At 70.8% G+C, this 20,696-nt stretch carries 20 protein-coding genes; 6 read left to right on the forward strand and 14 right to left on the reverse strand.

The annotated features are described in order from the left end of the window. Positions 1 to 652: 652 nt before the first annotated feature. The gene (locus OG259_RS01995) at positions 653 to 1,036 is read right to left on the reverse strand and encodes a hypothetical protein (RefSeq protein ID WP_328940569.1); all 384 of its coding nucleotides are present in this window, start codon (positions 1,034 to 1,036) and stop codon (positions 653 to 655) included. Positions 1,037 to 1,084: 48 nt separating this feature from the next. Next, positions 1,085 to 1,981: a helix-turn-helix transcriptional regulator gene (locus tag OG259_RS02000; protein WP_328940570.1), complete on the reverse strand. Its 897-nt coding sequence runs from the start codon at positions 1,979 to 1,981 to the stop codon at positions 1,085 to 1,087. Positions 1,982 to 2,193: 212 nt separating this feature from the next. Here OG259_RS02000 and OG259_RS02005 point away from each other — a divergent pair, with 212 nt between their 5' ends. From OG259_RS02005 to OG259_RS02015, 3 genes are all read left to right on the forward strand, one after another. Then, positions 2,194 to 3,171: an aldo/keto reductase gene (locus OG259_RS02005; RefSeq protein ID WP_328940571.1), complete on the forward strand. Its 978-nt coding sequence runs from the start codon at positions 2,194 to 2,196 to the stop codon at positions 3,169 to 3,171. A 63-nt stretch (positions 3,172 to 3,234) separates the two neighbouring features. Next, positions 3,235 to 4,263 carry a zinc-binding dehydrogenase gene (locus tag OG259_RS02010; RefSeq protein ID WP_328940572.1) on the forward strand — a complete coding sequence of 343 codons (1,029 nt, stop codon included), beginning with the start codon at positions 3,235 to 3,237 and terminating at the stop codon, positions 4,261 to 4,263. A 33-nt stretch (positions 4,264 to 4,296) separates the two neighbouring features. Further along, positions 4,297 to 5,148, forward strand: a complete 852-nt coding sequence (locus OG259_RS02015) for an aldo/keto reductase (protein ID WP_328940573.1) — start codon at positions 4,297 to 4,299, stop codon at positions 5,146 to 5,148. Positions 5,149 to 5,691: 543 nt separating this feature from the next. Here OG259_RS02015 and OG259_RS02020 read toward each other — a convergent pair. Then, positions 5,692 to 7,908 carry an MMPL family transporter gene (locus OG259_RS02020; protein ID WP_328940574.1) on the reverse strand — a complete coding sequence of 739 codons (2,217 nt, stop codon included), beginning with the start codon at positions 7,906 to 7,908 and terminating at the stop codon, positions 5,692 to 5,694. A 148-nt stretch (positions 7,909 to 8,056) separates the two neighbouring features. Here OG259_RS02020 and OG259_RS02025 point away from each other — a divergent pair, with 148 nt between their 5' ends. After that, entirely contained in the window at positions 8,057 to 8,647 is a 591-nt protein-coding gene (locus tag OG259_RS02025; protein ID WP_328940575.1) for a TetR/AcrR family transcriptional regulator, read from the forward strand. A gap of 123 nt (positions 8,648 to 8,770) precedes the next feature. Here OG259_RS02025 and OG259_RS02030 read toward each other — a convergent pair whose 3' ends face one another. From OG259_RS02030 to OG259_RS02050, 5 genes are all read right to left on the reverse strand, one after another. Next, complete coding sequence (locus OG259_RS02030; protein WP_218037797.1) at positions 8,771 to 9,013, reverse strand: metal-sensitive transcriptional regulator; 243 nt, start codon at positions 9,011 to 9,013, stop codon at positions 8,771 to 8,773. 77 nt (positions 9,014 to 9,090) lie between these two features. Then, entirely contained in the window at positions 9,091 to 9,990 is a 900-nt protein-coding gene (locus OG259_RS02035) for a sulfite exporter TauE/SafE family protein (RefSeq protein ID WP_328940577.1), read from the reverse strand. Then, on the reverse strand, positions 9,987 to 10,568 hold the full coding sequence (locus tag OG259_RS02040) for a rhodanese-like domain-containing protein (RefSeq protein WP_328940578.1): 582 nt from the start codon (positions 10,566 to 10,568) through the stop codon (positions 9,987 to 9,989). The genes OG259_RS02035 and OG259_RS02040 overlap by 4 nt, the downstream gene beginning before the upstream one ends. Positions 10,569 to 10,800: 232 nt before the next feature. Further along, positions 10,801 to 12,189: an MBL fold metallo-hydrolase gene (locus OG259_RS02045; protein WP_328946963.1), complete on the reverse strand. Its 1,389-nt coding sequence runs from the start codon at positions 12,187 to 12,189 to the stop codon at positions 10,801 to 10,803. An 85-nt stretch (positions 12,190 to 12,274) separates the two neighbouring features. Next, on the reverse strand, positions 12,275 to 12,598 hold the full coding sequence (locus OG259_RS02050) for a rhodanese-like domain-containing protein (RefSeq protein ID WP_328940579.1): 324 nt from the start codon (positions 12,596 to 12,598) through the stop codon (positions 12,275 to 12,277). A 186-nt stretch (positions 12,599 to 12,784) separates the two neighbouring features. Here OG259_RS02050 and OG259_RS02055 point away from each other — a divergent pair, with 186 nt between their 5' ends. Continuing rightward, positions 12,785 to 14,071: an MFS transporter gene (locus tag OG259_RS02055; RefSeq protein ID WP_328940580.1), complete on the forward strand. Its 1,287-nt coding sequence runs from the start codon at positions 12,785 to 12,787 to the stop codon at positions 14,069 to 14,071. A 645-nt stretch (positions 14,072 to 14,716) separates the two neighbouring features. Beyond that, complete coding sequence (locus tag OG259_RS41695) at positions 14,717 to 15,004, forward strand: SDR family NAD(P)-dependent oxidoreductase (protein ID WP_443051900.1); 288 nt, start codon at positions 14,717 to 14,719, stop codon at positions 15,002 to 15,004. Positions 15,005 to 15,018: 14 nt separating this feature from the next. On the opposite strand, the gene OG259_RS02065 is transcribed toward OG259_RS41695, so the two are convergent. The 6 genes from OG259_RS02065 to OG259_RS02090 all read right to left on the reverse strand — a co-directional run bounded on the left by OG259_RS02065 (position 15,019) and on the right by OG259_RS02090 (position 20,693). After that, on the reverse strand, positions 15,019 to 16,254 hold the full coding sequence (locus tag OG259_RS02065; protein WP_328940581.1) for a cytochrome P450: 1,236 nt from the start codon (positions 16,252 to 16,254) through the stop codon (positions 15,019 to 15,021). A gap of 24 nt (positions 16,255 to 16,278) precedes the next feature. Further along, positions 16,279 to 17,703 (reverse strand): NAD(P)/FAD-dependent oxidoreductase, encoded by a 1,425-nt coding sequence (locus OG259_RS02070; RefSeq protein ID WP_328940582.1) that lies wholly within the window; start codon positions 17,701 to 17,703, stop codon positions 16,279 to 16,281. Beyond that, positions 17,660 to 17,884 (reverse strand): ferredoxin, encoded by a 225-nt coding sequence (locus OG259_RS02075; RefSeq protein WP_328946964.1) that lies wholly within the window; start codon positions 17,882 to 17,884, stop codon positions 17,660 to 17,662. The genes OG259_RS02070 and OG259_RS02075 overlap by 44 nt, the downstream gene beginning before the upstream one ends. Before the next feature lie 112 nt (positions 17,885 to 17,996). After that, positions 17,997 to 18,635, reverse strand: a complete 639-nt coding sequence (locus tag OG259_RS02080) for a hypothetical protein (RefSeq protein WP_328940583.1) — start codon at positions 18,633 to 18,635, stop codon at positions 17,997 to 17,999. Positions 18,636 to 18,921: 286 nt separating this feature from the next. Continuing rightward, positions 18,922 to 19,764, reverse strand: a complete 843-nt coding sequence (locus OG259_RS02085; protein ID WP_328940584.1) for a hypothetical protein — start codon at positions 19,762 to 19,764, stop codon at positions 18,922 to 18,924. A 77-nt stretch (positions 19,765 to 19,841) separates the two neighbouring features. Beyond that, positions 19,842 to 20,693, reverse strand: a complete 852-nt coding sequence (locus tag OG259_RS02090) for a universal stress protein (RefSeq protein ID WP_328940585.1) — start codon at positions 20,691 to 20,693, stop codon at positions 19,842 to 19,844. Positions 20,694 to 20,696 lie beyond the last annotated feature (3 nt).

The raw sequence follows: 20,696 nt of genomic DNA on the forward strand, positions 1-20,696 counted from the left end.
CCACGTCGTGCCATGGGCCGCTGCGTCCACGTAGTTGCCGGCCTGGTTCCGGCACAGCCGGCCGTCCGGTGCCACGCGGAAGCGGTCGATGTGTGCACGGAGAACACGCACGAACCGCGGCGGGATGGGCACGGGCCGGGTGGTGATAGCCGCGCGGAGCTTGAGCGAGTGCAGTTCATGCACCGCGCCGTCATCCGAGCTCGCCGAGCGGTACGGGGCGGGCAGCGTGACCACCGCGTCCTCTCCGGCGGAGAGGTCGCGGGCCGTGGCGGGCTCGGCCGTCCGCCGATCCCTCCACTCCGGCTCCGCATCGGAGCCGGACCGGTGTCACGTCGTCAACGCTGCAGCGTCAGCAGACCTGGCCGGTAGGGCCACAGGCCATACTCGCCGCTGGAGTTGGGATCGCGACGCGCCGCTCTGGGAGCACGACGTCGTGGATCTGACCCGCGCAGGTGCGGGGCCGTACGCACGATCGGTGTGCGAGTTCCTACAGGCCCACGGCCTGCTCGTCATCGCTCCGGAGCTCCATCGTGACCGAGACCAGGCATGACCGGTGCATCCGGACCTCTTTGATCACGCTCCTCCCCACACTGGCCACATGGGCCGACAACGGCGTGGTCGGCCTCCGCGAGGTAACTGAAGACGACGTCACTCAGGCCGCCCGGGTCCGCAGCGGAGCCCGCAGCGGCCGGCTCGACTGCCCACTGCGCATCCTGTTCCGGGCGCTGAAGCAGGAACGGGTCATCTTCCACGACCCTGCTCGCCGGCTCCGTGTACGGCGTTCCGCCGCGATCCCGCGATCGGTACCGATCTGTTGCCGCTCATGTTCAGTCAGGCGAGACCCGCATTCGCCCGCCTCACCATCGCCCTGGTGACTGTGCATGCCCTGAACGGGGAGGAAATCCGCGCGCTGCTGCTCACGAACGTCGACCTGGCGCACGACACCCTCACCGTCCGCCGCGGGTTCGGACGGCGAGTAGTCGGCCTCGATCCCTTCACCCACCAGCTGATCGCCGACTGGCTCACCGAGCGCCACGTGCGCCGGCCCGCCTCGACCAATCCGGTAGGCCCAGCAGATGGGCGGTCAGGGCGATGCCTGCGGGATTTCCCGGTTGGGCGCGGCTACCGGCGCGGCCATGTCGAGCAGGAGCAGGGCGTCGTAGTCGGGGGTGCCGGGTTCGGCGATGTAGACACCGATGCGCTGTCCGGGGGTGCCTTCCAGCTGCATGGACTGGGAGGTGAGCGTGATGGTGCCGACGCGGGGGTGGTGGAAGGTCTTCTGCGCGGGCTTGCGGCCCGTTACCTCGTAGCGTTCCCACAGCCGGGCGAAGTCGGGGCTCTTGAGGAGGAGCTCGCCGACGAGGTTGGTCAGGTCCGGGGCGTCCGGAGCGGTACCGGCGGTGGCACGGAGGCGGGCGACGCAGGCGGTGATCTGGCGGTCCCAGTCGGTGAAGAGGTTCCGCGAGGCCGGGTGGAGGAAGAGGTAGCGGGCCAGGTTGCGGTGCTTGGCGGGCCAGTCCTCCAGGCCTGCGTACAGTGCGAGGCCGCCGGGGTTCCAGGCAAGCATGTCCATGCTGCGGCTGATGACGTAGGCGGGGTTCGGCCGCAGCGATTCCAGCAGCAGCTTCAGGTGCGGGCGCACGGTGCGGCTGGGGGCGGGGGGTGGTTCGGGGGCGTAGCGGGCGGCCCGGGCGGCGAGCTCTCGCAGGTGCTGGTGTTCCTGGTCGTCCATGTGCAGGGCGCGGGCGAGGGAGTCGAGGACGGCGGGGCTGGGGCGGGTCTCCTTGCCGCGTTCCAGGCGCACGTAGTAGTCGATGCTGATGCCGGCGAGGGTGGCCAGCTCCTCGCGGCGCAGGCCGGGGGTGCGGCGGATGCCGGCGCCGACGGTGAGGCCGACGTGCTCGGGGCTGGTCTGGGTGCGGCGGGCGCGCAGGTAGCGGCCCAGCTCGGCGCCCTCGCTGTTCACGCTCTGGGATGCCATGGCTCCAGTCTCACCCGCTCGGCACTTGGCGTGCGGACGGGAGGGGGGTCCTGTCATTACCCCCGAAGAGTCCGCCCTGCCACACCGGGGCGATCCGGGCGACGGTTGATGAGGAAGCCGCCCCCTTGGTGTCGCCAGGTTCCGACCGACATGACCTGCCGGGCCGGGCAAGAGTGAGGGGACGGGCAACGCCATCGAGCGGAGAGGGCGAGATGCGGTACATCAAGCTGCGTGACCTGGAGGTTTCCCGGATCGGGCTGGGTGCGATGGGCATGTCCCACGGCTACACCGGCTCGGGCACCGATGACGCGGAGTCGATCCGGACCGTGCATCGAGCCCTTGAGCTGGGCGTCACGCTGATCGACACCGCCGAGATCTACGGCCCCTACACCAACGAGGAGCTGCTCGGCCGGGCTCTGAAGGGCCGCCGGCACAAGGTAGTGCTGGCCACCAAGTTCGGCCTGGTCTCGCACGCCGGCGACGGCGCGTGGAACGTGGACTCCAGCCCGGCCAACATCCGCACGGCGGTCGAGGGCTCCCTGAAGCGGCTGGGCACCGACCACATCGACCTGTACTACCAGCACCGCGTCGATCCGAACACGCCGATCGAGGAGACCGCCGGCGCCGTGAAGGAGCTGATCGACCAGGGCAAGGTCCGCGCCTTCGGGCTCTCCGAGGCGGGCCCGGACACGATCCGCCGGGCCCACGCCGTCCAGCCCGTCACCGCGGTCCAGTCCGAGTACTCCCTGTTCACCCGGGGAATCGAGGACCGCGTCCTGCCCGTCCTGCGGGAGCTGAACATCGGCCTGGTGCCGTTTTCCCCGCTGGGCCGCGGCTTCCTGACCGGCACCGTGCGCTCCACCGACCAGTTCGACGAGAACGACTTCCGCCGCGACAACCCGCGCTTCACCGGCGAGAACTTCCAGCACAACCTGGCGGTCGCCGACGAGGTCAAGGCCCTGGCAGACGAAGCCGGTGCCACGCCCGGTCAGGTGGCGCTGGCCTGGTTGCTCGCCCAGGGCGACGACATCGCCCCGATCCCCGGCACCAAGCGTGTCAGCCGGGTCGAGGAGAACGCCGCCGCCGATGCCGTCACGCTGACCGCCGAGCAGCTCGACAAGCTCTCCAACCTGCCGCCTGCCGCCGGCGACACCCACACCGAGGCCCAGGCCCGCATGCTCGAACGCTGACCCCGCCCCGGCACACCGCGCTTTGCGTGGCGCCCCCCGCCCTCGTTTGGAGTAACACCTTTCATGCGTGCAGCAGTGATGTACGGAGCCGGCGACGTCCGCGTCGAGGACCGGCCCGACCCGAAGATCGTCCAGCCCACCGACGCCGTGGTCCGCGTCCTCGCCTCATGCGTGTGCGGCAGCGACCTGTGGCCCTACCAGTCGATGCCCGCCACCGACACCGGCCGCCCCATGGGCCACGAGTTCCTCGGCGTCGTGGAGGACATCGGCGCGGACGTGACCGGCTTGAATTCAGGTGACCTGGTCGTCGCCCCGTTCACCTACAGCGACAACACCTGCGACTACTGCGTCAAGGGCCTGCACATCTCGTGCCGCAACGGCGGCCGGTACGGCTTCGACGGAGTGGACGGCGGCCAGGGCGAAGCCGTCCGCGTCCCCTGTGCGGACGGCACCTTGGTGAAGCTGCCGGTGGCTGCCGACTCCGCGCTGCTGCCGTCGCTGCTGGCGCTCTCCGATGTGATGACCACCGGCCACCACGGTGCCGTCACCGCAGGTGTCGGCCGAGGTGATGCGGTGCTGGTGGTCGGGGACGGTGCGGTCGGTCTGTGCGCGGTGATCGCTGCGAAGCGGCTCGGTGCCGAGCGGATCGTGCTCGTCGGCCGCCACGAAGCCCGCACCGGCCTGGGCCGCGAGTTCGGCGCCACCGACGTGGTCGCCGAGCGCGGCGAGGAGGGCATCGCCCGGATCCGCGAGCTGACCGACGGAGTGGACAAGGTCATCGAGGCCGTCGGCACCCGCCAGGCCCTCGACACCGCGCTGGGCGCCGTCCTGGACGGTGGCACCATCAGCCGCCTCGGCGTCCCCCAGTACGAGCAGGGACCGATCGGCCCGGCCGAGTTCATGCGCAACATCACCCTGGCCGGCGGCGCCAGCCCTGCCCGCGCCTACATCCCCGAACTGCTCGCCGACGTCCTGGACGGCACCATCAGCCCCGGCCGCGTCTTCGACCAGGCATTCCCCCTCGACCGGGCACCGGACGCGTACCGGGCCATGGCCGACCGCCAGGTCCTCAAGGCACTCCTCCGCCCCTGACCACCCACCCGCGCAGCAAAGGACATCCCGCTCATGCAGACCGTCACCCTCAACAACGGCGTCGAGATGCCGCTCCTCGGCTTCGGCGTCTACCAGATCCCCGCCGAGGACACCGAGCGTGCCGTCTCCGAGGCCCTGGCCGTCGGCTACCGCCTGCTGGACACCGCCGCGGCCTACGGCAACGAAGAAGCCGTAGGCCGTGCCATCAAGGCCAGCGGCATCGCGCGCGAGGAGCTGTTCGTCACCACCAAGCTGTGGGTCCAGGACGCCCCCGCCCAGGACAACACCCGCCGCGCGTTCGAGACGTCCCTGACCAAGCTGGGCCTGGACCACCTCGACCTGTACCTGATGCACCAGCCCTTCGGCGACGTCTATGGCCAGTGGCGCGCCATGGAGGCGCTCCACCGGGAGGGCGCGGCGAAGGCGATCGGCGTCGCCAACTTCTACCCCGACCGGCTGATCGACCTGATCGTCAACAACGAGATCACCCCGCAGGTCAACCAGATCGAGACCCACCCCTTCTTCCAGCGCGCCGACTACCAGGACCTCATGCGCGAGCACGGGGTACAGATCCAGTCCTGGGGCGGGTTCGCCGAAGGCAAGGAAGACCTGTTCACCAACCCGCTGCTCGCCGAGATCGGCAAGGCGTACGGCAAGTCGGTCGCCCAGGTCGTCCTGCGCTGGCTCACCCAGCGCGGCGTCATTGCCATCCCCAAGTCCGTACGCGCCGAGCGCATGGCCGAGAACATCGATGTCTTCGACTTCGAGCTCACCGACGAGCAGATGGCCCGGATCGCCACCCTCGACACCGGCAGCTCCCTGTTCTTCGACCACCACGACCCCGAGATGGTCACCTGGCTCGCCGGGCGCCGTCTGGACACCTGAAGGCAAGACACCCCTGGTCGGCCGCGGGCGCCCCGAACGCCAGGGGCATCCGCCCGGCCCCGCGCTGTTCACGGCCGCCGGGAGCCGTCCGCCATGATCACGCCACGACATCATGCCGCCCTGCCGAGCCGGCGTGCCGTCATGCCCGGCGCGCTGCTGACAGCAGCCGCCTCTTTGAGCGTGCCCCACCTGGCGGGCTGCTCACCGTCCTCACCACCACCCTCCTCCCAGCCCGCCACGACGACCGGAAACAACGCGACTACGACGCGACCGTGAAGCGCAACGTTCGCGAGCAGGAAACCTCCCTTTCATTGCCGTGTCCTGGCGGGCGCGGGGGCGCCGGCTGCGGGTGTGTCGCGCAGGGGCGTCCTGGGGGATGCGTCCCGCGAGGCGCGCGCCGATCAGGCTGCCCGCCACCGCCGCCACAGTCACGGCGACGCCCCAGTCTCCGGCTCGCCGACTGGCGACGAGAACAACCCGCGAAGAGTCGGCCAGAGCTCCCCGGCGCCGGGGCGGCGCCGGGGGCTGTATGCGGGTGCTCCGCTAGCGAGAAGGAGTGGGACGCGGGGCCGCGGCCGCTGTGGCAGCGGGCTCGGCGAGTGTGGCAGGCGTCCTGGGGTGTGTCGGGCGGGCGGGCCACAGGGCGTGGTCGCCGAAGAGGTGGACGAGGGCGGGAACCAGGAGTGGCCGGATGAGGAAGGTGTCCAGCAGGATGCCGAAGGCCATGGCGAAGCCGAACTGGAACAGTTCGCGGATCGGTTGGGTCATCAGGACGGCGAAGGTCGCCGCGAGGATGAGGCCCGCCGAGGAGACGACGCCGCCGGTGCGAGTGAGGGCGGCGCTGATGGCCTTGGCCGGAGGCAGGGTGCGCAGTTCCTGCTTGAACCGGCTCATGATGAAGATGTTGTAGTCGATGCCCAGTGCGACGAGGAACACGAAGACGTATGCGGTGACGCGGTTGCCGATGCCTTCGTCGCCGAGGACGTTCAGGGTGAAGTAGGTGGTGGCGCCCAGGGTGGCGAGGAACGACAGGATGAGGGTCGCGACCAGGTAGAGCGGTGCGAGGAGCGAGCGCAGCAGGAGGACGAGGACCGCTGTGACGACGGCCAGGACCAGGAGCACGATGAAGGTCGTGTCGCGGTCGAGGGCCGAGCGGGTGTCGGCGTTCTGCGCCGTATCACCAGCGATGAGCACCGTGGCGTCCTCCACGCCGGCCGCGTCGGCCGCGGCCCGCGCGGCCTCCTTGAGCGGACCGATCCCGTCGAGCGCCTTCGAGCTGTACGGGTCGAGGTCGAGGACGACCTCGTAGAAGACGGTTCTGCCGTCCTCACCGAAGCGGGGACGTTCGCCGACCCGGCTGACACCGTCGGCTTCTCCCAGCGAGGCGCCGATGGCAGCGGCCGCGGGGGTGGAGCGCAGGTCGCCCTGGGAACGGACGACAACGGTGCTGGGTGCGATCTCGCCGGGCCCGAACTCCTCCTGGATCAGCCGCTGCCCGTGCTCTGACTCGGTGGCGGTGCGAAATCCACTGAGGGTGTTGAAGCTCTCGTGGTAGCCCAGCAGGCCTGCGCTCATCACCACGAGCAGTGCGACCACGGCCGAGGCGACCCGGACCGGAGCCCGCGCGACGAGAGCGGCGATACGGTGCCAGACGCCCGCGCCGCGACCGCGTTCGGCGGCCTTGTCCACGCCCCCCGGCCAGAAGACGCCTCCGCCCAGCAGGAGGACGAGCGCGGGAACGAAGGTGAACGCCACCAGAGCCATGACAGCCACGCCGAGGGCAAGGTACGGCCCGAAGCCGCGCAGCGCCGGGGAGACGGCCACGAGCAGGACGAACATGGCGAGCACGATGGTGGACGCACTGGCGAGGACGGATTCGGCGGTGCGCCGCACGGCGGTCTGCATGGCGCGTGGGCGGTTCGGCTCGTCGAAGAGGGCCTCGCGGTAGCGGGCGGTGATGATCAGCGCGTAGTCCGTGCCCACTCCGAACAGAAGCACGGTCATGATCGAGGCCGTCTGGGAGCTGACCGTGATGATTCCGGCGTCCGCGAGGAGCGCGCCGGTCGTCTCCGACACCCGCATCGCCACGCCGACGGCGAGGAGGGGCACGAGGGCCATCAGAGGTGAGCGGTAGATGGCCAGGAGGATGACGAGGACGAGCAGGACGGTGGCCAGGAGCATGACCTTGTCACCGCCGCTGAAGACCTTCACGGTGTCGGTGGCGATTCCGGCGGGGCCGGTCACGGCGACTTCGGTGGGCCCGGCACGGTCGGACGCGAGGGAACGCACCTGGTCGACAGCGTGCTGAAAGGACTCGTCCGAGGGACTGCCGGTCATGGGAACGATGACCAGCTGGCTGCCGCGGTCCTGCGAGACCAGTTCGGCTGCGGCGTCGGGAGTGGTGACCGTGGAGATCACGTTCGTCACCTGGTCGGGCCGGGCGGTTTCCGACAGGCCCGAGGTGATGCGGGCGACGGCCTTCCTGGCGCTCGCCGCCGCGTCGGCGCCCTCGCCGCGCACCACGATGACCGCCGGCGTCGCGTCCTGGCCCGGAAGCTCCGCGCGGACGAGGTCGCGGGCCTTCATGGAGTCCGAAGCGGCGGGTGGAAGGTTGGCGGAGGCGTTGTCCTCGACGGATTCGAGAGCAGGGGCGGCCCCGGCGAGGAGTCCCGCGATCAGAACCCAGAAGGCCACCACGACGGCGGCACGTCTCCTCGATCCCAGGAGACATCGGACCATGCGGAAGTACATCGGTTGCATCAGGGAACCCTCGACCGGAAGCACGGACAGAACTTAGAGACAGGGGTGTCTCTAAGCGGGCGCCAAGCTAGCACGCGCTCCCTGGACGTCCCGGACGAGGGGGTAGATTGCGGTGAGACGGCGTAATGCCCGAGGTGGAGCGGAGAGAATGCCCAGAATCGAAGCCGGCAGCGTCCGCGAGCACCGGGCCCAGCGGCTCGCTCAGCTGATCGACGCGGCTGAGGCGATCCTGAACGAGGCTGGTGTGGAGGGCCTCACCGCCGGCGCGGTCGCCGCGCGGGCCGGCATCGCCCGCAACAGCATCTACCGCTACTTCGACTCCATCGACGACCTGCTCGAACTCGTCGTGACCCGCGAGTTCCCCGCCTGGGTCGACGCCGTGGAGAGGGCCATCGCGGCCGAGACCACCCCCGAGGACCAGGCGGCCGCCTACGTCAGGGCCAACCTCGAACAGGCCGCACGCGGCGCCCACCGTTGGTGGGCCTCGCTCTCACGAGGCTCGCTCTCCGCGTCGGCGCGGGAGCGCGTGAGGGACCTGCACACCTCGCTGCACGAGGCACTCGCCAAGATCGTCCGCGAGCTGGGCCATCCGCAGCCGGAGCTGACCGTCGCCGTGCTCCAAGCCGTCGTCGACGCCTGCATCCGCAGAATCGACCAGGGTGACGAGCTGGCGACCGTGGCCGACTTCGCGGCGAGTGCCACGCGTCGACTGCTCGCGCCCGATGGCCGCACCTCGTAGGAAGATCCGGATGCGCCCATCACGTGCTGTCTTGCACCACCTGAATCGCGTGCGGCGGCACCACGGGTGTTCCGGGGTGGTGCCGCCGTACGGGTTTCTCTCCGTCCGGTAGGACGGAAGGGGTCACGCGAGGGTGAGGAAGAGTTTCTCCAGCTCCTCCTGAGTCATGGGCGGCGTGCCGGAGTCGTCGCTGAGGCACTGGCGCATTCCGCTAGCCACGATCTTGAACCCGGCCCGGTCCAGGGCCTTGGAGACGGCAGCGAGCTGAGTGACGACGTCCTGGCACTCCCCGCCCGACTCGACCATCGCGATCACGGCGGCCAGCTGTCCCTGCGCCCGCCGCAGGCGGTTCAGGACCGGCTTCATCGATTCTTCGTCCACCTGCACAGGACTCCTCCTCCTTCGCCCCACCCGGCATGCCCCTGGAGGCATGCATTCTTACGTCACTTCGATGATGCGCCCTGACGGGCACCGGCACGGACCATCGGCCGAGAGTGGAACGCCCTTGAGCGCCTCCGCATTCGGGTGGCGACCGCGACGGTCCCCACGGCTCCGAGTACGGCCCAGGTGGCGGGATGGGTCCACACCGCGGTGTCGAGCTGCTGGGCGAGGACGAAGAAGCCCATGACCACGACGAACCAGCCGAACGCCTTGCGCAGCGCGCCCTGCGGGATGCGGCCCGCGAGGCGGGCGCCGATCAGGCTGCCGATCACAGCCGCCACCGTCACGGTCGCGGCGATGCCCCAGTCGATGGAGACGCCGGAGAGGTGACCTGCGAGTCCGGCGAAGGACTTCATCGCGATGACCAGGAGCGAGGTGCCGACCGCGATGCCCATCGGCAGTCCGCCCAGGATGGCCAGGGCCGGAACCACGAGGAATCCACCGCCGGAACCGACCAGGCCGGTCACGGCGCCGACGACGAGACCCTCGACCGCGATGTGCTTCAGCGGCAGGTCACTGCGGGCGGGCCGGGCCTTCTTCGCCCCGTCACGCGACTTGCGGAGCATCGCGTAGGCGGTGGCGAGCATCATCAGCGCGAACGCGACGAGCAGGACGGTGCCGGGGATGTACTCGGCGACGCGGCCCCCGGCGTAGGCGCCGGCCATGCTGAAGGCGCCGAAGAGCAGTCCGGTCTTCCAGCGGACCCGGTGGGCGCGGGCGTGCGGGATCAGGGCGGCGAGGCTGGTGACGCCGACGACGAACAGCGAGGTGGCGATGGCCTCCTTGGTCTCCTGCCCGGCGAGGTAGACCAGGATCGGGACGGTGAGGATGGACCCGCCGCCGCCGAGTATGCCGAGGCTGACGCCGATCAGGAGGGAGGCCGCGATGATGACGGCGGTCACGACGCGCTCCGCAGCTCCGCGATCACGCTGCGGACATCGGTGCGCGGGCCGCGGTTGTAGGGGAGCTTGGAGAGCAGCACGCCCATGGCGCAGGAGTTGCTCAGCGCGGCGTAGGTCAGGCCGGCGCCGATCGCCGTGCCGATGAGGTGGACGCCGGGGACGGCGATGCCGATGAGGCCGGTGGCCAGGACGACCGAGCCCGCGACGAGGCGGACCTGGCGCTCCATGTCCCACCGCTCGGGGCCCCGCTCCACGGGAGCGCTCGCCGCCTCCCAGGCGGTGATGCCCCCTTCCAGGACGCGGAGGTTGGGCAGACCGGCCTGCGCGAGGGCCTGCTCGGCCTCCTTCGCCCGCTGTCCGGAACGGCAGACGAGCACCACCTCCTCGTCCAGGTGCGAACGCAGCTCCGCGCGGTGCTCGCGCAAGGTGCTCAGCGGCACGTTGTACGAGCCGGCGATGTGGGCGGTGCGGAACTCGCCCGGGGTGCGCACGTCGAGCAGGCGCGGGGCGTGGCCCTCCTGGACGAGACGGTGCAGGACGGCGGGGGTGATCGACTGGATGGTGCGCTCGGCGCTCATGCGGGACTCCGGAGGGCGTATACGGGTGGGGGTATGCAGCACACAGTGAGCCGTGGCGACGGCCCACACAGGGGTGAGGGGCCCGTCGCGGGCGGGGCAGTGCGGCCCCGCCCGGGACGGGGCGGAGGAGCGGGGGCAGTGCGGCCGCCGGCTCCGCCAGCCGTCCGGCGGTGCACGGCGGGAAGGACCCGCAGCCGTGACGGGCCGGCGGTTCGTGGACGGTCGGGTGCGCTCAGACCTTGGCGGATTCGGCCGCGAGGGCCCAGGCAGCCCAGCCGCCGAGGATGTCGGAGACGTCCTCGACGCCGCGGTGGCGCAGCAGGCTGGCGGCGATGGAGGAGCGGTGCCCGCCCGCGCAGTGCAGGACCAGCGGCCGGTCGGTGGGGAGTTCGCCGACCCGGGAGGGCAGTTCGCTCAGCGGGATGTGCAGGGCCTCGGGGATGAAGCCGTTGGCCTCGCGCTCGCCGCAGGTGCGGACGTCCACCACGAGCGGCGGGTTGTTTCCGGCGAGGGCGGCCTTGAGGTGGGTGGCGGTGAGGCGGCTGGCGGGGGTGACCTCGCCCTCCATCACCCGCAGGGCGTCCTCGGGGTTGCGGACGTAGCCCACGACACGGTCGAAGCCGATGCGGGCGAGGCGGGTGACGACCTCCTCCTCCCGGTTCTGAGGCGCCATCACCACCAGTTCCTCCGCGGGGTCCAGGACGGTGCCGGCCTGTTCGGCGAACCGGCCGTCGGCCGGCACGTTCACCGCACCGGTCAGGTGCCCGGCCGCGAACTCCTGCGGATCACGCGTGTCGACCACCACCGCGCCACCTGCCCGCAGCCCGGCGAACTCCTCCAGGGACAGCGGCCGGGCCGTGGCGGCGGAGTCGTACAGGGGGCGCTCCTTACGGTTGAGGTCGGCGTCGTAGGCGAAGTAGCCCGGCGCGGCGGGCTGTCCCGCCGTCACCAGCGCGACGAACTCCTCCCGGCCCATCGGGGCACAGGCGTAGTTGGTCGCCCGCTGTTCACCGATCGTGGAGGACCTCTCCGTCGACAGGTTCTTCCCGCAGGCCGAGCCCGCGCCGTGGGCGGGGAAGACGCGGACCTCGTCCGCGAGGCCCATCAGCTTGTTCTGCACACTGTCGTGCAGCATCAAGCCCAGCTCCTCGGCCGTTACGCCCACCGACGCCAGCAGGTCGGGGCGGCCGACATCACCGATGAACAGCGCGTCACCCGTCAGGACCCCGTACGGGACGGTGTCGGCGGCGTGTTCGTAGACGAGGACGCTGATCGACTCCGGGGTGTGCCCCGGTGTCTCCATTACCTCCAGCACCACATCGCCCAGGGCGATCCGCTCGCCCTCGGCGAGGTGACGGACCGGGTACTCCGTCTCCGCCCGCGAGCCGTAACCGATCCACGCGCCGGTCTCGTCGGCCATCTCCAGGTGGCCGGCGACGAAGTCCGCGTGGAAGTGGGTGTTGATCACGCCGACCACGGTGAACCCGTGCGCCCGCGCATCGGCGAGGTATTCCGACACGTCCCGACGCGGGTCGACGACGACCGCCTGACCGGTCTGCTCGTCGGCGATCATGTACGACGCCTGGGACAGGCAGTCGAGGTAGTACTGGGCGAAGAACACGGCGAACCTTTCGACGGAGAAAGCAGTCGCGGAGCGGAGCACCGCGAGACGGGAAGAAGTGCGCTGAGGGTGGGCGGCCGACCGTTCAGGCGGCCCGGGCGTCCGTGCCGCGCACGACCGGGCGCCCGGTACGGGCCCACCTGGAGGTGCCGCCCGCGACCGAGACCGCGCGGAAACCGGCGGCCTCCAGGTGCTCCGCGGCCCAGGCGCTCCGGTTGCCGCTCGCGCAGATCACGTAGACGAGCCGGTCGGCGGGGAGCGCGGCGAGGTGGGCGCCGAGCTCGGAGAGCGGTGCGGTGCGGACCCCCGGTACGTGGCCGGCGCGGTACTCGTCCGGTTCCCGTACGTCGATGGCGAAGGCGCCCTCCGCCAGCTCGGAGGCGAAGACGTCCAGATCCACTTCATGCATGGAAGATCACCCTTTCGGATACCCCCCGGGGTACTTACGCCGCCGACTGTAAGCAGCGGTGATGAGGGAAGTCAAATACCCCTAGGGGTATTGCGCATCACAGCCCCACCCCCTGCGGACAGGGAGGGTAAAAATACCCATGGGGGTATGGTGGTCTGCGGTTATCGGAACAGACAGGAGATCGAGATGGCACGAGGGATCACGGCGAGGCGGCCCCCGCCCCCCGTCACCCCCTCGCCCGGCACCGTGCGTCTGGGCCTTCGGGAGAACAGGGCGCAGTTCGTCCTGCTCGTCCTCGTCACGGCGGCGGTCGGGGCGCTCGTCGGTCTGGAACGGACGACGGTCCCCCTGATCGGCACCGAGGTCTTCGGGCTCGCCGGGAACCTGGCCGTCTTCTCGTTCATCGTCGCGTTCGGCCTGGCCAAGGCACTCACGAACCTGGCCGCCGGTGCGCTCACCGCCCGTTTCCGGCGCAGGCAGCTCCTGCTGACCGGCTGGCTGATCGGCGCACCCGTGCCGTTCGTCCTCGCCTGGGCGCCCTCGTGGTGGTGGATCGTGGCTGCGAACGTCCTGCTCGGCGTCAACCAGGGGCTGACGTGGTCGATGACCGTCAACATGAAGATCGACCTCGTGGGACCCGGCCGCCGGGGACTCGCCACCGGCCTCAACGAGGCCGCCGGCTACGTCTCGGTCGGTGCCACCGCCCTGCTCACCGGCTATCTCGCCACCCACTACGGGCTGCGCCCCGCCCCCGAACTCATCGGCGTGGTCTTCCTCGCCGCCGGCCTCGGACTGTCCCTCCTGGCCAAGGACACCGCCGCCCACCTGGCCCTCGAACTCTCCCGCCACCCGGCGCGCCCGGGCGGGGGGAACGGCAGGCCGTCCTTCAAGGAGACCTTCGCCCTTACGTCATGGCGCGACCGGTCCCTGCGCGGCGCCAGCCAGGCGGGCCTGGTCAACAACCTCAACGACGGCCTGACCTGGGGCGTCTTCCCGCTCCTCTTCGCCGACCACGGACTCGGCATCGCCGCGATCGGCCTGATCAAGGGGCTCTACCCGCTCCTGTGGGGCATCGGCCAGATCCCGGCCGGCCACCTCGCCGACCGGATCGGCCGCAAGCCGCTCGTCGTGACGGGCATGCTGGTCCAGGCCGCGGCACTCCTCCTCGCCCTCCTCCTCGACCGCCCTCTTCTCGCCGGAGTCCTCTCCGCCGTCGGCCTGGGCCTCGGCACCGCACTGGTCTATCCGGCGCTCATCGCCGCCGTCTCCGACCGCGCCCACCCCTCCTGGCGGGCCCACGCCCTCGGCACGTACCGGTTCTGGCGCGACATCGGCTACGCCGCCGGCGCCCTGACGGCGGGCGTCCTCGCCGACGCGCTGGGCCTGGACGCCACCGTCCTCGCCGCCGCCGTCCTCACCGCGGCCTCGGGCCTCCTCGCCGCCCGCTGGATGACCAACCACCCCCGAACCTGACCGACACACGCTCCGCCGGGCACTTTCTCCCTCCAGCCGGCCTGGCGACCGTGCAGTAGAGGTGCGCGAGGGCCCCTCGGGGCGGCCCCGGCCAAGGCACAGGGCGGACAGAGTACGGAGGGTTCGGTGAGCTCTTTCAGAGTGGCCACCAGGACTTGTACGGGTCGATCATGTGCGGAGCCGGATGGTGAGGGCTGCGGCGGTTGCGGTGGTGCCGAATGGCCCCACCGCCCATCTCCTCGACTACTTCTTGCGCCGTCCGGATGAACGCCACCCGAGCCCCGGTGCCCCGACCGGCCGCGCTTTCCGCGTTCCTCGCCCCGCGAGCCGCACGAAGCAAGGAGACTGCGTACGTCGCTTCGCAGAGCGCCTCGGAGATCTGGGCGGGGCCCTCGAGATCGACCGCGCCCTGGGCCTGGAACAGCCGGGGCGGCCTCTGCGGCGGCCTGCCGCCTGCTGGCGCTACACATGAACCAACCCGGTCACGCTGCCCGGGAGGGCCGACCCGGCGGCGACCAGGGCGATCCCCCCACTCCTATGCCATGACCTGCGGCACGAGATACGCCACGACGGTCACGCCCGCCAGCAGGTCGCCACGCAGCCAGGAGCGCTCGTAGCGGGCGAGACACGGGAGAGGCGGCGGACATGGCGGACGAGCGCGTGTACCTGGTGACCGGGGGCGGGACAGGGATCGGGGCGGCGACCGCGCTTTCGTTGGCCCGGGCGGGACACAAGGTGGCGGTGTCAGGGCGCTGCCCCGAGCCGCTGCGGCTGGTCGCCGAGGAGACCGGCGCCCTGCCCGTACCGTCGGAGACTGCCTGCCCGGCAGTATGCAGGCACCCGAGGGCAATACTCATTGCGCCATGCGGTGGGTACGCGGTACGCGCACAGCGGATCGTTGACGGGATGACTGCCGTTTACTGCAACAACTGAATGCGCCGGAGTCTCTAGGGTCGGATCCCGTCGCAGGCGATCCGCAGATGGCGCGGCCCGCGCAGTACGGCGTTCTGGCGGTACTGGGGCGGGTCGTCAAGCAGGCGTGGGTTCTCCAGTCTCCGGGCCAGCTCGGACAGGGCGAGTTGGGCTTCCAGTCGGGCGAGCGGTGCGCCGAAGCAGCTGTGGATGCCGCTGCCCAGGCCGAGGTGCTGGATGTCCGGGCGGTCCGGGTCGAAGCGGTCCGGGTTCTCGAAGCGCTGCGGGTCGCGGTTGCCGGACGCCAGGACCAGCCAGAGGGTGGAGCCCTTGGGGATGGTGACGCCGCGGACGTCAACGTCGGCGAGAGTGGTGCGCCCTGGCAGCAGTTGCACCGGCGGCTCGAAGCGGAGCAGTTCCTCGACGATGGGCACGGCCAGTCGCGGTTCGGCCCTCAGGCGCTGCAGGACGTCGGGATTGCGCAGCAGGGTCAGCATTCCGTTGCTGATGAGGTTGACCGTGGTCTCGTGCCCCGCGATCAGGAGCAGAGCAGCGGTACTGAGCAGTTCCATCGTGGTCATCGGGCCGTCCTGGCCCTTCGCCGTCGCCAGTTGGGAGAGCATGTCGTCCCCGGGGTTCTTACGGCGCTCCTCGATCAGGCCGGCCAGGTACATGCCCAACTGCATCCGGGCCTCGTGCGCGCCCTTGCCCCGCTCGGCGGGATCGGCGTCCGGGTCGGGGTCCAGGCTTGCGGCGAGGGTGTCCGCCCAGGTGTGGAAGCGTGCCTCGTCCTCGCGCGGCACTCCGAGCAGCCTGCAGATCACCGTCACCGGGAACGGGTAGGCGAACTCCTCCACCAGGTCGATCCGGCCCGGGTCTCCGAGGCCGTCGATGAGCCCGGCGACGATGTCGTGGAGCTCCGGACGCATCGCGTCGACCCGGTGAGGGGAGTGCGGCGGGCCGAAATGCCGGTTCGTCATGCGTCGCATCCGGTCGTGTTCCGGCGGGTCGAGGCGTAGGAAGCTCGGCGGCAGGGCGCTCCCCTCAGGGGCCGACTCCGCCAGCGGGTCAGCGCCGGCGGACGCCTGGTTGCGGGCGTCGGAGCTGATCCGGGGATCGTGCAGAAGGCTGCGGATCTCGTAGTAGGTGCTGATCACGTACGGCCCGTCGGCCTCGTGGTGGACCGGTGTCCTCCGCAGCTCTTCGTAGATCGGGTACGGGTCGGCCCGGTTGGCGTAGTCCAGGATCTGGTGCAGCAGGGTGTGCGTCATGGCAGGTCCTTGTGGCCGAGCGGGTCAGTGCGCGGGGGTGAACGTCATGCGGCGGTCGGCCGGCGAGTATCCGCTGAGGGTCACGGTGGGGCCGTGGCTGGGGACCGACGGGTCGGGGAAGTCCGCGTCCATCGGCTGTTGTCCGTCCGTGTGCCGGTCGACCGTGGGGAACTGCGGCGGGAACGGCGCGGTGCGCTCGATGAGTTCCTTGTAGAACGGCAGCCACCGGCCGTGGTCGAAGGAAACGGCGCCGATGACGCGCCCCTGGTATCCGTAGACGCCGACGAACCGGCGGCTGTCCAGAGATCCCTGCGAGATCAGGATGTCCGTCGCCATCGACGGCACTCCGACCGACTTGACGTTGACGCCGAACTGGGAGGACCAGAAGGCGGGCACGTCCATGTGCGGCAGTCGGTCGATGCTCTCGCTGAGCATGTTGTGCGCCGCGATCCCGGCCTGGGCGACGGCGTTGCCCCAGTGCTCCAGGGACAGGAACTGGTACCCGAACAGGGGATGGGGGCAGCGGGCGACGTCGCCCGCGGCGTAGATGTCGTCGGTGACGATGCCGCGGATGTCGAAGGCCCGGCAGCCGGCGTCGCAGGCGATGCCGCGGGGCCCGGCGCCGAGCCCGGAACCGTTCAGCCATTCGGTGTTGCGGAGGGCGCCGAGCGAGACGACCACGACGTCGGTCTCCACGGTGGAGCCGTCGGACAGGTGCGCGGCGCGCACCCGTCCCGAGGCGTCACCCTCCAGAGCGGTCACCATGACTCCGCACCGCAGGTCCACGCCGTGCTCGCGATGGAGGCCGGCGGCCACCGCGGCGACCACCCCGCCGAGTGCGCCGACCAGGGGCGCGGCGCCTCGTTCGGCGACGGTGACGGGGAGGCCGCGTTCGCGGCAGGCGGAGGCGACCTCCGAGCCGGCGAACCCTCCCCCGATGACGAGGACCCGTTTGGGTCCCTCGTCGAGCCGTCGGGCGAGCGCGGCGCCCTCGTCGCGGGTCCGGAGCACGAAGACGCCGTCGAGTTCCGCCTCCTCCGGGCGCGGCCACGGCCGCGCCCGGACACCGGTGGCGATCAGCAGCCGGTCGTACGGCACGTCGTCGCCGTCGGCCAGCCGCACCCTCCTCGCGGCCATGTCCAGGCCGGTGGCGGGAACGCCGAGCCGCCAGGTCGCGTCGACGGACCGGAGCCGGGGCAGCGCGGTGCGATGGGCGCGCGCCCTGCCCAGCAGCACCCCCTTGGACAGCGGGGGCCGGTCGTACGGCTCGTACGGCTCGTCACCGATCATGGTCAGAGACCCCACGAAGCCCTTGGCACGCAGGGTCTCGGCGGCCCGCAGGCCTGCCAGCGAGGCGCCGACGACGACGATGCGGCCCTCGCGTTTGAGCTGCTCCAAGGCTCCGTCACCGAGCACCGGGCACCGCCTCGGCCGGCTTGTCCACGGCATCGACGAGGATGGCCTGCACCGGGCAGGCCGCGGCGGCCTGGGCCAGCTTCTCGCGCTGTGCCTCGTCAGGATCCGGGTCGTACAGCAGCGCCTCGTCGCCGTGCATGGTGAAGATCTCGGGAGCGAGGAACGCGCACTGCGCGTACCCCTGGCAGCGGTTCAGATCGACGGCAATGCTCACCACGGGATCGGTCCTCTCCAATGGCCCGGTCGAGCCCCCTGCGCCCACTCTCATCTGCCGGGAGGGCCACAGCGACGGGGAGCGGACCGATCGAGTGAGCGGTGCGGCCCGATCAGGTCGAGGCGGCGGTCCGTGACGCGGCGGAATGCCGGCCCCACAGGGTGTTCAGGCTGAGAGCGAGCACCCAGGCCGGGAAGACCAGCTCCGACCAGGGCACGTTCGCTCCCACCACGAGCAGCGTCAGGCCCGCCAGGTATCCGGCGGCGGTGAGCGGGCGCGGGAGGACGCCGAGCCGGTGGCCGATGGTCGAGGTCGTGATGACGAACACCGCTGCCATCCGCATGGCGTAGGTGGTCAGCAGGGCGTAAGCGACATCGCGGCCGAAGGAGGAGCCCTGTCCACCCTCATCGAGCGCGCTCCAGGCCGCCGCCGCAGCGCCGAACAGGGTGGCGACGAAGACCAGACCGCTGCCCAGGAACACAGTGGAGACGAACTTGTCCTCGCGCTCGCCCATCTGCTCGCGCATTGCGCCCATGAACCACAGGAACGCGATCCCGGCGTACGGGATCAGCTCCAGCGCCGTCCGCACGGCGCTCCGCTGCCCTGCGTCCACGGTCACCTCTGCCCCGTCGACGCCGCTCGGCACGGCGAGGCGTACCAGGACGATCGCCGCGGCCGTCAGGATCGCGAACACCATCCCTGCCACCCCGGCGGCCCACGGCGTCGCGAGGCGCTTGTGCTTCCGCTCCATGGTCTCCCGCTTCCTGCCTGTGCTTCCTTCGTCCAGACACCCGTGATCGCGGGACGCGCGCCACTGGAATCACCCGACAGGAAGAGCTCGGTGCGCCATACAGGCCAGGGCGGGGCCGGGCGAGGTACGGCCCCATCTGGGGCTCCCCCTCCGGTCCCCTCCACTGGGGCATGCATGAAGGTGATGTCATCGGCGCGGCCCGCGTCCAGACCAGCTCACGCATCTCGGCGTCGCCGCCAGGCGCCTGCCGCTCACCACAATCCCGGGCGGGCCGGGATGACGCGTTCTAGGGACGTTCGAATGCCTGCAGTACGCCACCGAGCGCGAAGCACAGCGCGCCGCACAACGTCCCCCAGTTGGCGATGTCGGTGTTGACCAGGCTCTGGGTGCTGGGCCGGGTGAAGGCGGCCAACGCAGAGACCATGAAGAGCACCGACCCGAACTGATTCACTGCGACCACCCACCAGCCGAGGCTGCGCGAGCGGATGCAGGGCCGGGAGCGATGGCAGATCTCGGCGAACGCGAGATGACCCGACACCAGGAACAGCACGCACCCGACCACGTCGGGGGTCCAGATCAGCCGGTTGGTCTGCTGGACGGTGAGCCCTTGCAGGAAGGAATCCAGCAGGTTGACTCCGAACACCAGCGTCCCGGCGAACAGCACGAACGTGCTGAGCCAGTCCAGACGCATCGGCTCGTACCCCCACCACCGCCAGCCGGTCGTCGCCAGTGGGCCGCCCGCCGGGTTGTGGCGAGGCGCGTTCAGCACCTGCAAGAGCGAGGTGTAGCCGCCGATGTTGAAGCACAGCCCGCCCGCGAAGTAGATCGAGGCGCTCTCGACCGGGTCGCCCGAGCCGAACTGGGCGACCCCGGCGCCGAGAGCGAAGAGCATTCCGCCGAGGAAGAACGCACCCGATGCGACGGAATTGAGCCTCCGGAGGCGACCGAGGGCCTCGGCGTCGGCAGTCGGGGACATCGCGTCCGTGCCCCCGGGGCCGCGGACGGACAGCGCCCCGCGCTTGCGCGCGAGCCGCGACTCCCATACCACCGTCTGCCCTTCCGCGCGGTGCCAGGTGAGCCGGGTGGTGAACGGTCCCGCGCCTTCGGCGCGGTGCTCAGGCGGTTTCACGACACGCGCCTGTGCCGGCTCCGGTGCCCCGCGGACAGTGCAACGTGGACTCCTTGGATGTCCGGTGTCCTCACCTGTCAGGTGTGCGGTACGACTGCGACAGGACAGGAGGCGTGGTGGATGACGGCGTGGGTGACCGATCCGATGTGAGCGCCCCTGGCTGCCCTGCGCCGGCCGACGATCACGAGGCGCGCGTCCGACGCGGCCTCGATGAGATGCTCGGCCGCCCGCCCCGGGGCGGACACCTCCGCCACCTCCGTCGCCGGAAACCTGTCCCGGAACGGTCGAACCGCGCCGGCGAGCGCTGCCGCCTTCTCGTCCTTCGCGGCTGCGCTGGAGTGGTGAACGAAGGATTCATGCCACGTGTGCACGATTTCCAGCGGGACGCGATGCCGCCCGGCGAAATCGAACGCGAAGTGCAGGAGTTCGTCCTCGGCTTCGTTCACATCCAGACCGAGGACCACCTTCCGGCGGCTGTTCCCCTCGGATCCACCGGAGCTGTCCTTCTCGTATCCGGGGCGAACGAGCACCACGGGACGCTCTGCTGCCGCGATGACCTCCTGTCCTACCGAACCGACGATGAACCCGCGGACGCTCCCCAGCCCATGAGAGCCCACGACGAGCAGATCCGCCGCGGCAGCTGCGGCGAGCAGCACGCTGGCGGGCGCGTCTTCGACCTCGTCAGCGGTCATGGCAAGGCCCGGCTGCCGGGACCCGACACGCCGCTCGGTCTCGGCCAGCACACCTTCCGCCGCGCCGGCGCGGTCTTCGTGCGACACCTTCATCGCCCCCAGCTGATGCTCCGCCCACCGTGTGGCATACACCAGTCGCAGGCCGTCGCCGCGCAGCGCCGCCTCGTCGGCGGCCCAGTCCACCGCCGCCACGCTTCCCTCAGAGCCGTCCACCCCCACAGTGACAGGTCGGGACACGCC

It is taken from the genome of Streptomyces sp. NBC_00250 (genome assembly GCF_036192275.1).
Taxonomy (GTDB): Bacteria; Actinomycetota; Actinomycetes; order Streptomycetales; family Streptomycetaceae; genus Streptomyces.

What these genes read in the sequence shown, in the direction of transcription:
- OG259_RS02000 (WP_328940570.1), bottom strand. Translation starts at nt 1,981, where the DNA reads ATGGCATCCCAGAGCGTGAACAGCGAGGGCGCCGAGCTGGGCCGCTAC.
- OG259_RS02005 (WP_328940571.1), top strand. Translation starts at nt 2,194, where the DNA reads ATGCGGTACATCAAGCTGCGTGACCTGGAGGTTTCCCGGATCGGGCTG.
- OG259_RS02010 (WP_328940572.1), top strand. Translation starts at nt 3,235, where the DNA reads ATGCGTGCAGCAGTGATGTACGGAGCCGGCGACGTCCGCGTCGAGGAC.
- OG259_RS02015 (WP_328940573.1), top strand. Translation starts at nt 4,297, where the DNA reads ATGCAGACCGTCACCCTCAACAACGGCGTCGAGATGCCGCTCCTCGGC.
- OG259_RS02020 (WP_328940574.1), bottom strand. Translation starts at nt 7,908, where the DNA reads ATGCAACCGATGTACTTCCGCATGGTCCGATGTCTCCTGGGATCGAGG.
- OG259_RS02025 (WP_328940575.1), top strand. Translation starts at nt 8,057, where the DNA reads ATGCCCAGAATCGAAGCCGGCAGCGTCCGCGAGCACCGGGCCCAGCGG.
- OG259_RS02030 (WP_218037797.1), bottom strand. Translation starts at nt 9,013, where the DNA reads ATGAAGCCGGTCCTGAACCGCCTGCGGCGGGCGCAGGGACAGCTGGCC.
- OG259_RS02040 (WP_328940578.1), bottom strand. Translation starts at nt 10,568, where the DNA reads ATGAGCGCCGAGCGCACCATCCAGTCGATCACCCCCGCCGTCCTGCAC.
- OG259_RS02050 (WP_328940579.1), bottom strand. Translation starts at nt 12,598, where the DNA reads ATGCATGAAGTGGATCTGGACGTCTTCGCCTCCGAGCTGGCGGAGGGC.
- OG259_RS02055 (WP_328940580.1), top strand. Translation starts at nt 12,785, where the DNA reads ATGGCACGAGGGATCACGGCGAGGCGGCCCCCGCCCCCCGTCACCCCC.
- OG259_RS41695 (WP_443051900.1), top strand. Translation starts at nt 14,717, where the DNA reads ATGGCGGACGAGCGCGTGTACCTGGTGACCGGGGGCGGGACAGGGATC.
- OG259_RS02065 (WP_328940581.1), bottom strand. Translation starts at nt 16,254, where the DNA reads ATGACGCACACCCTGCTGCACCAGATCCTGGACTACGCCAACCGGGCC.
- OG259_RS02070 (WP_328940582.1), bottom strand. Translation starts at nt 17,703, where the DNA reads ATGCCGTGGACAAGCCGGCCGAGGCGGTGCCCGGTGCTCGGTGACGGA.
- OG259_RS02080 (WP_328940583.1), bottom strand. Translation starts at nt 18,635, where the DNA reads ATGGAGCGGAAGCACAAGCGCCTCGCGACGCCGTGGGCCGCCGGGGTG.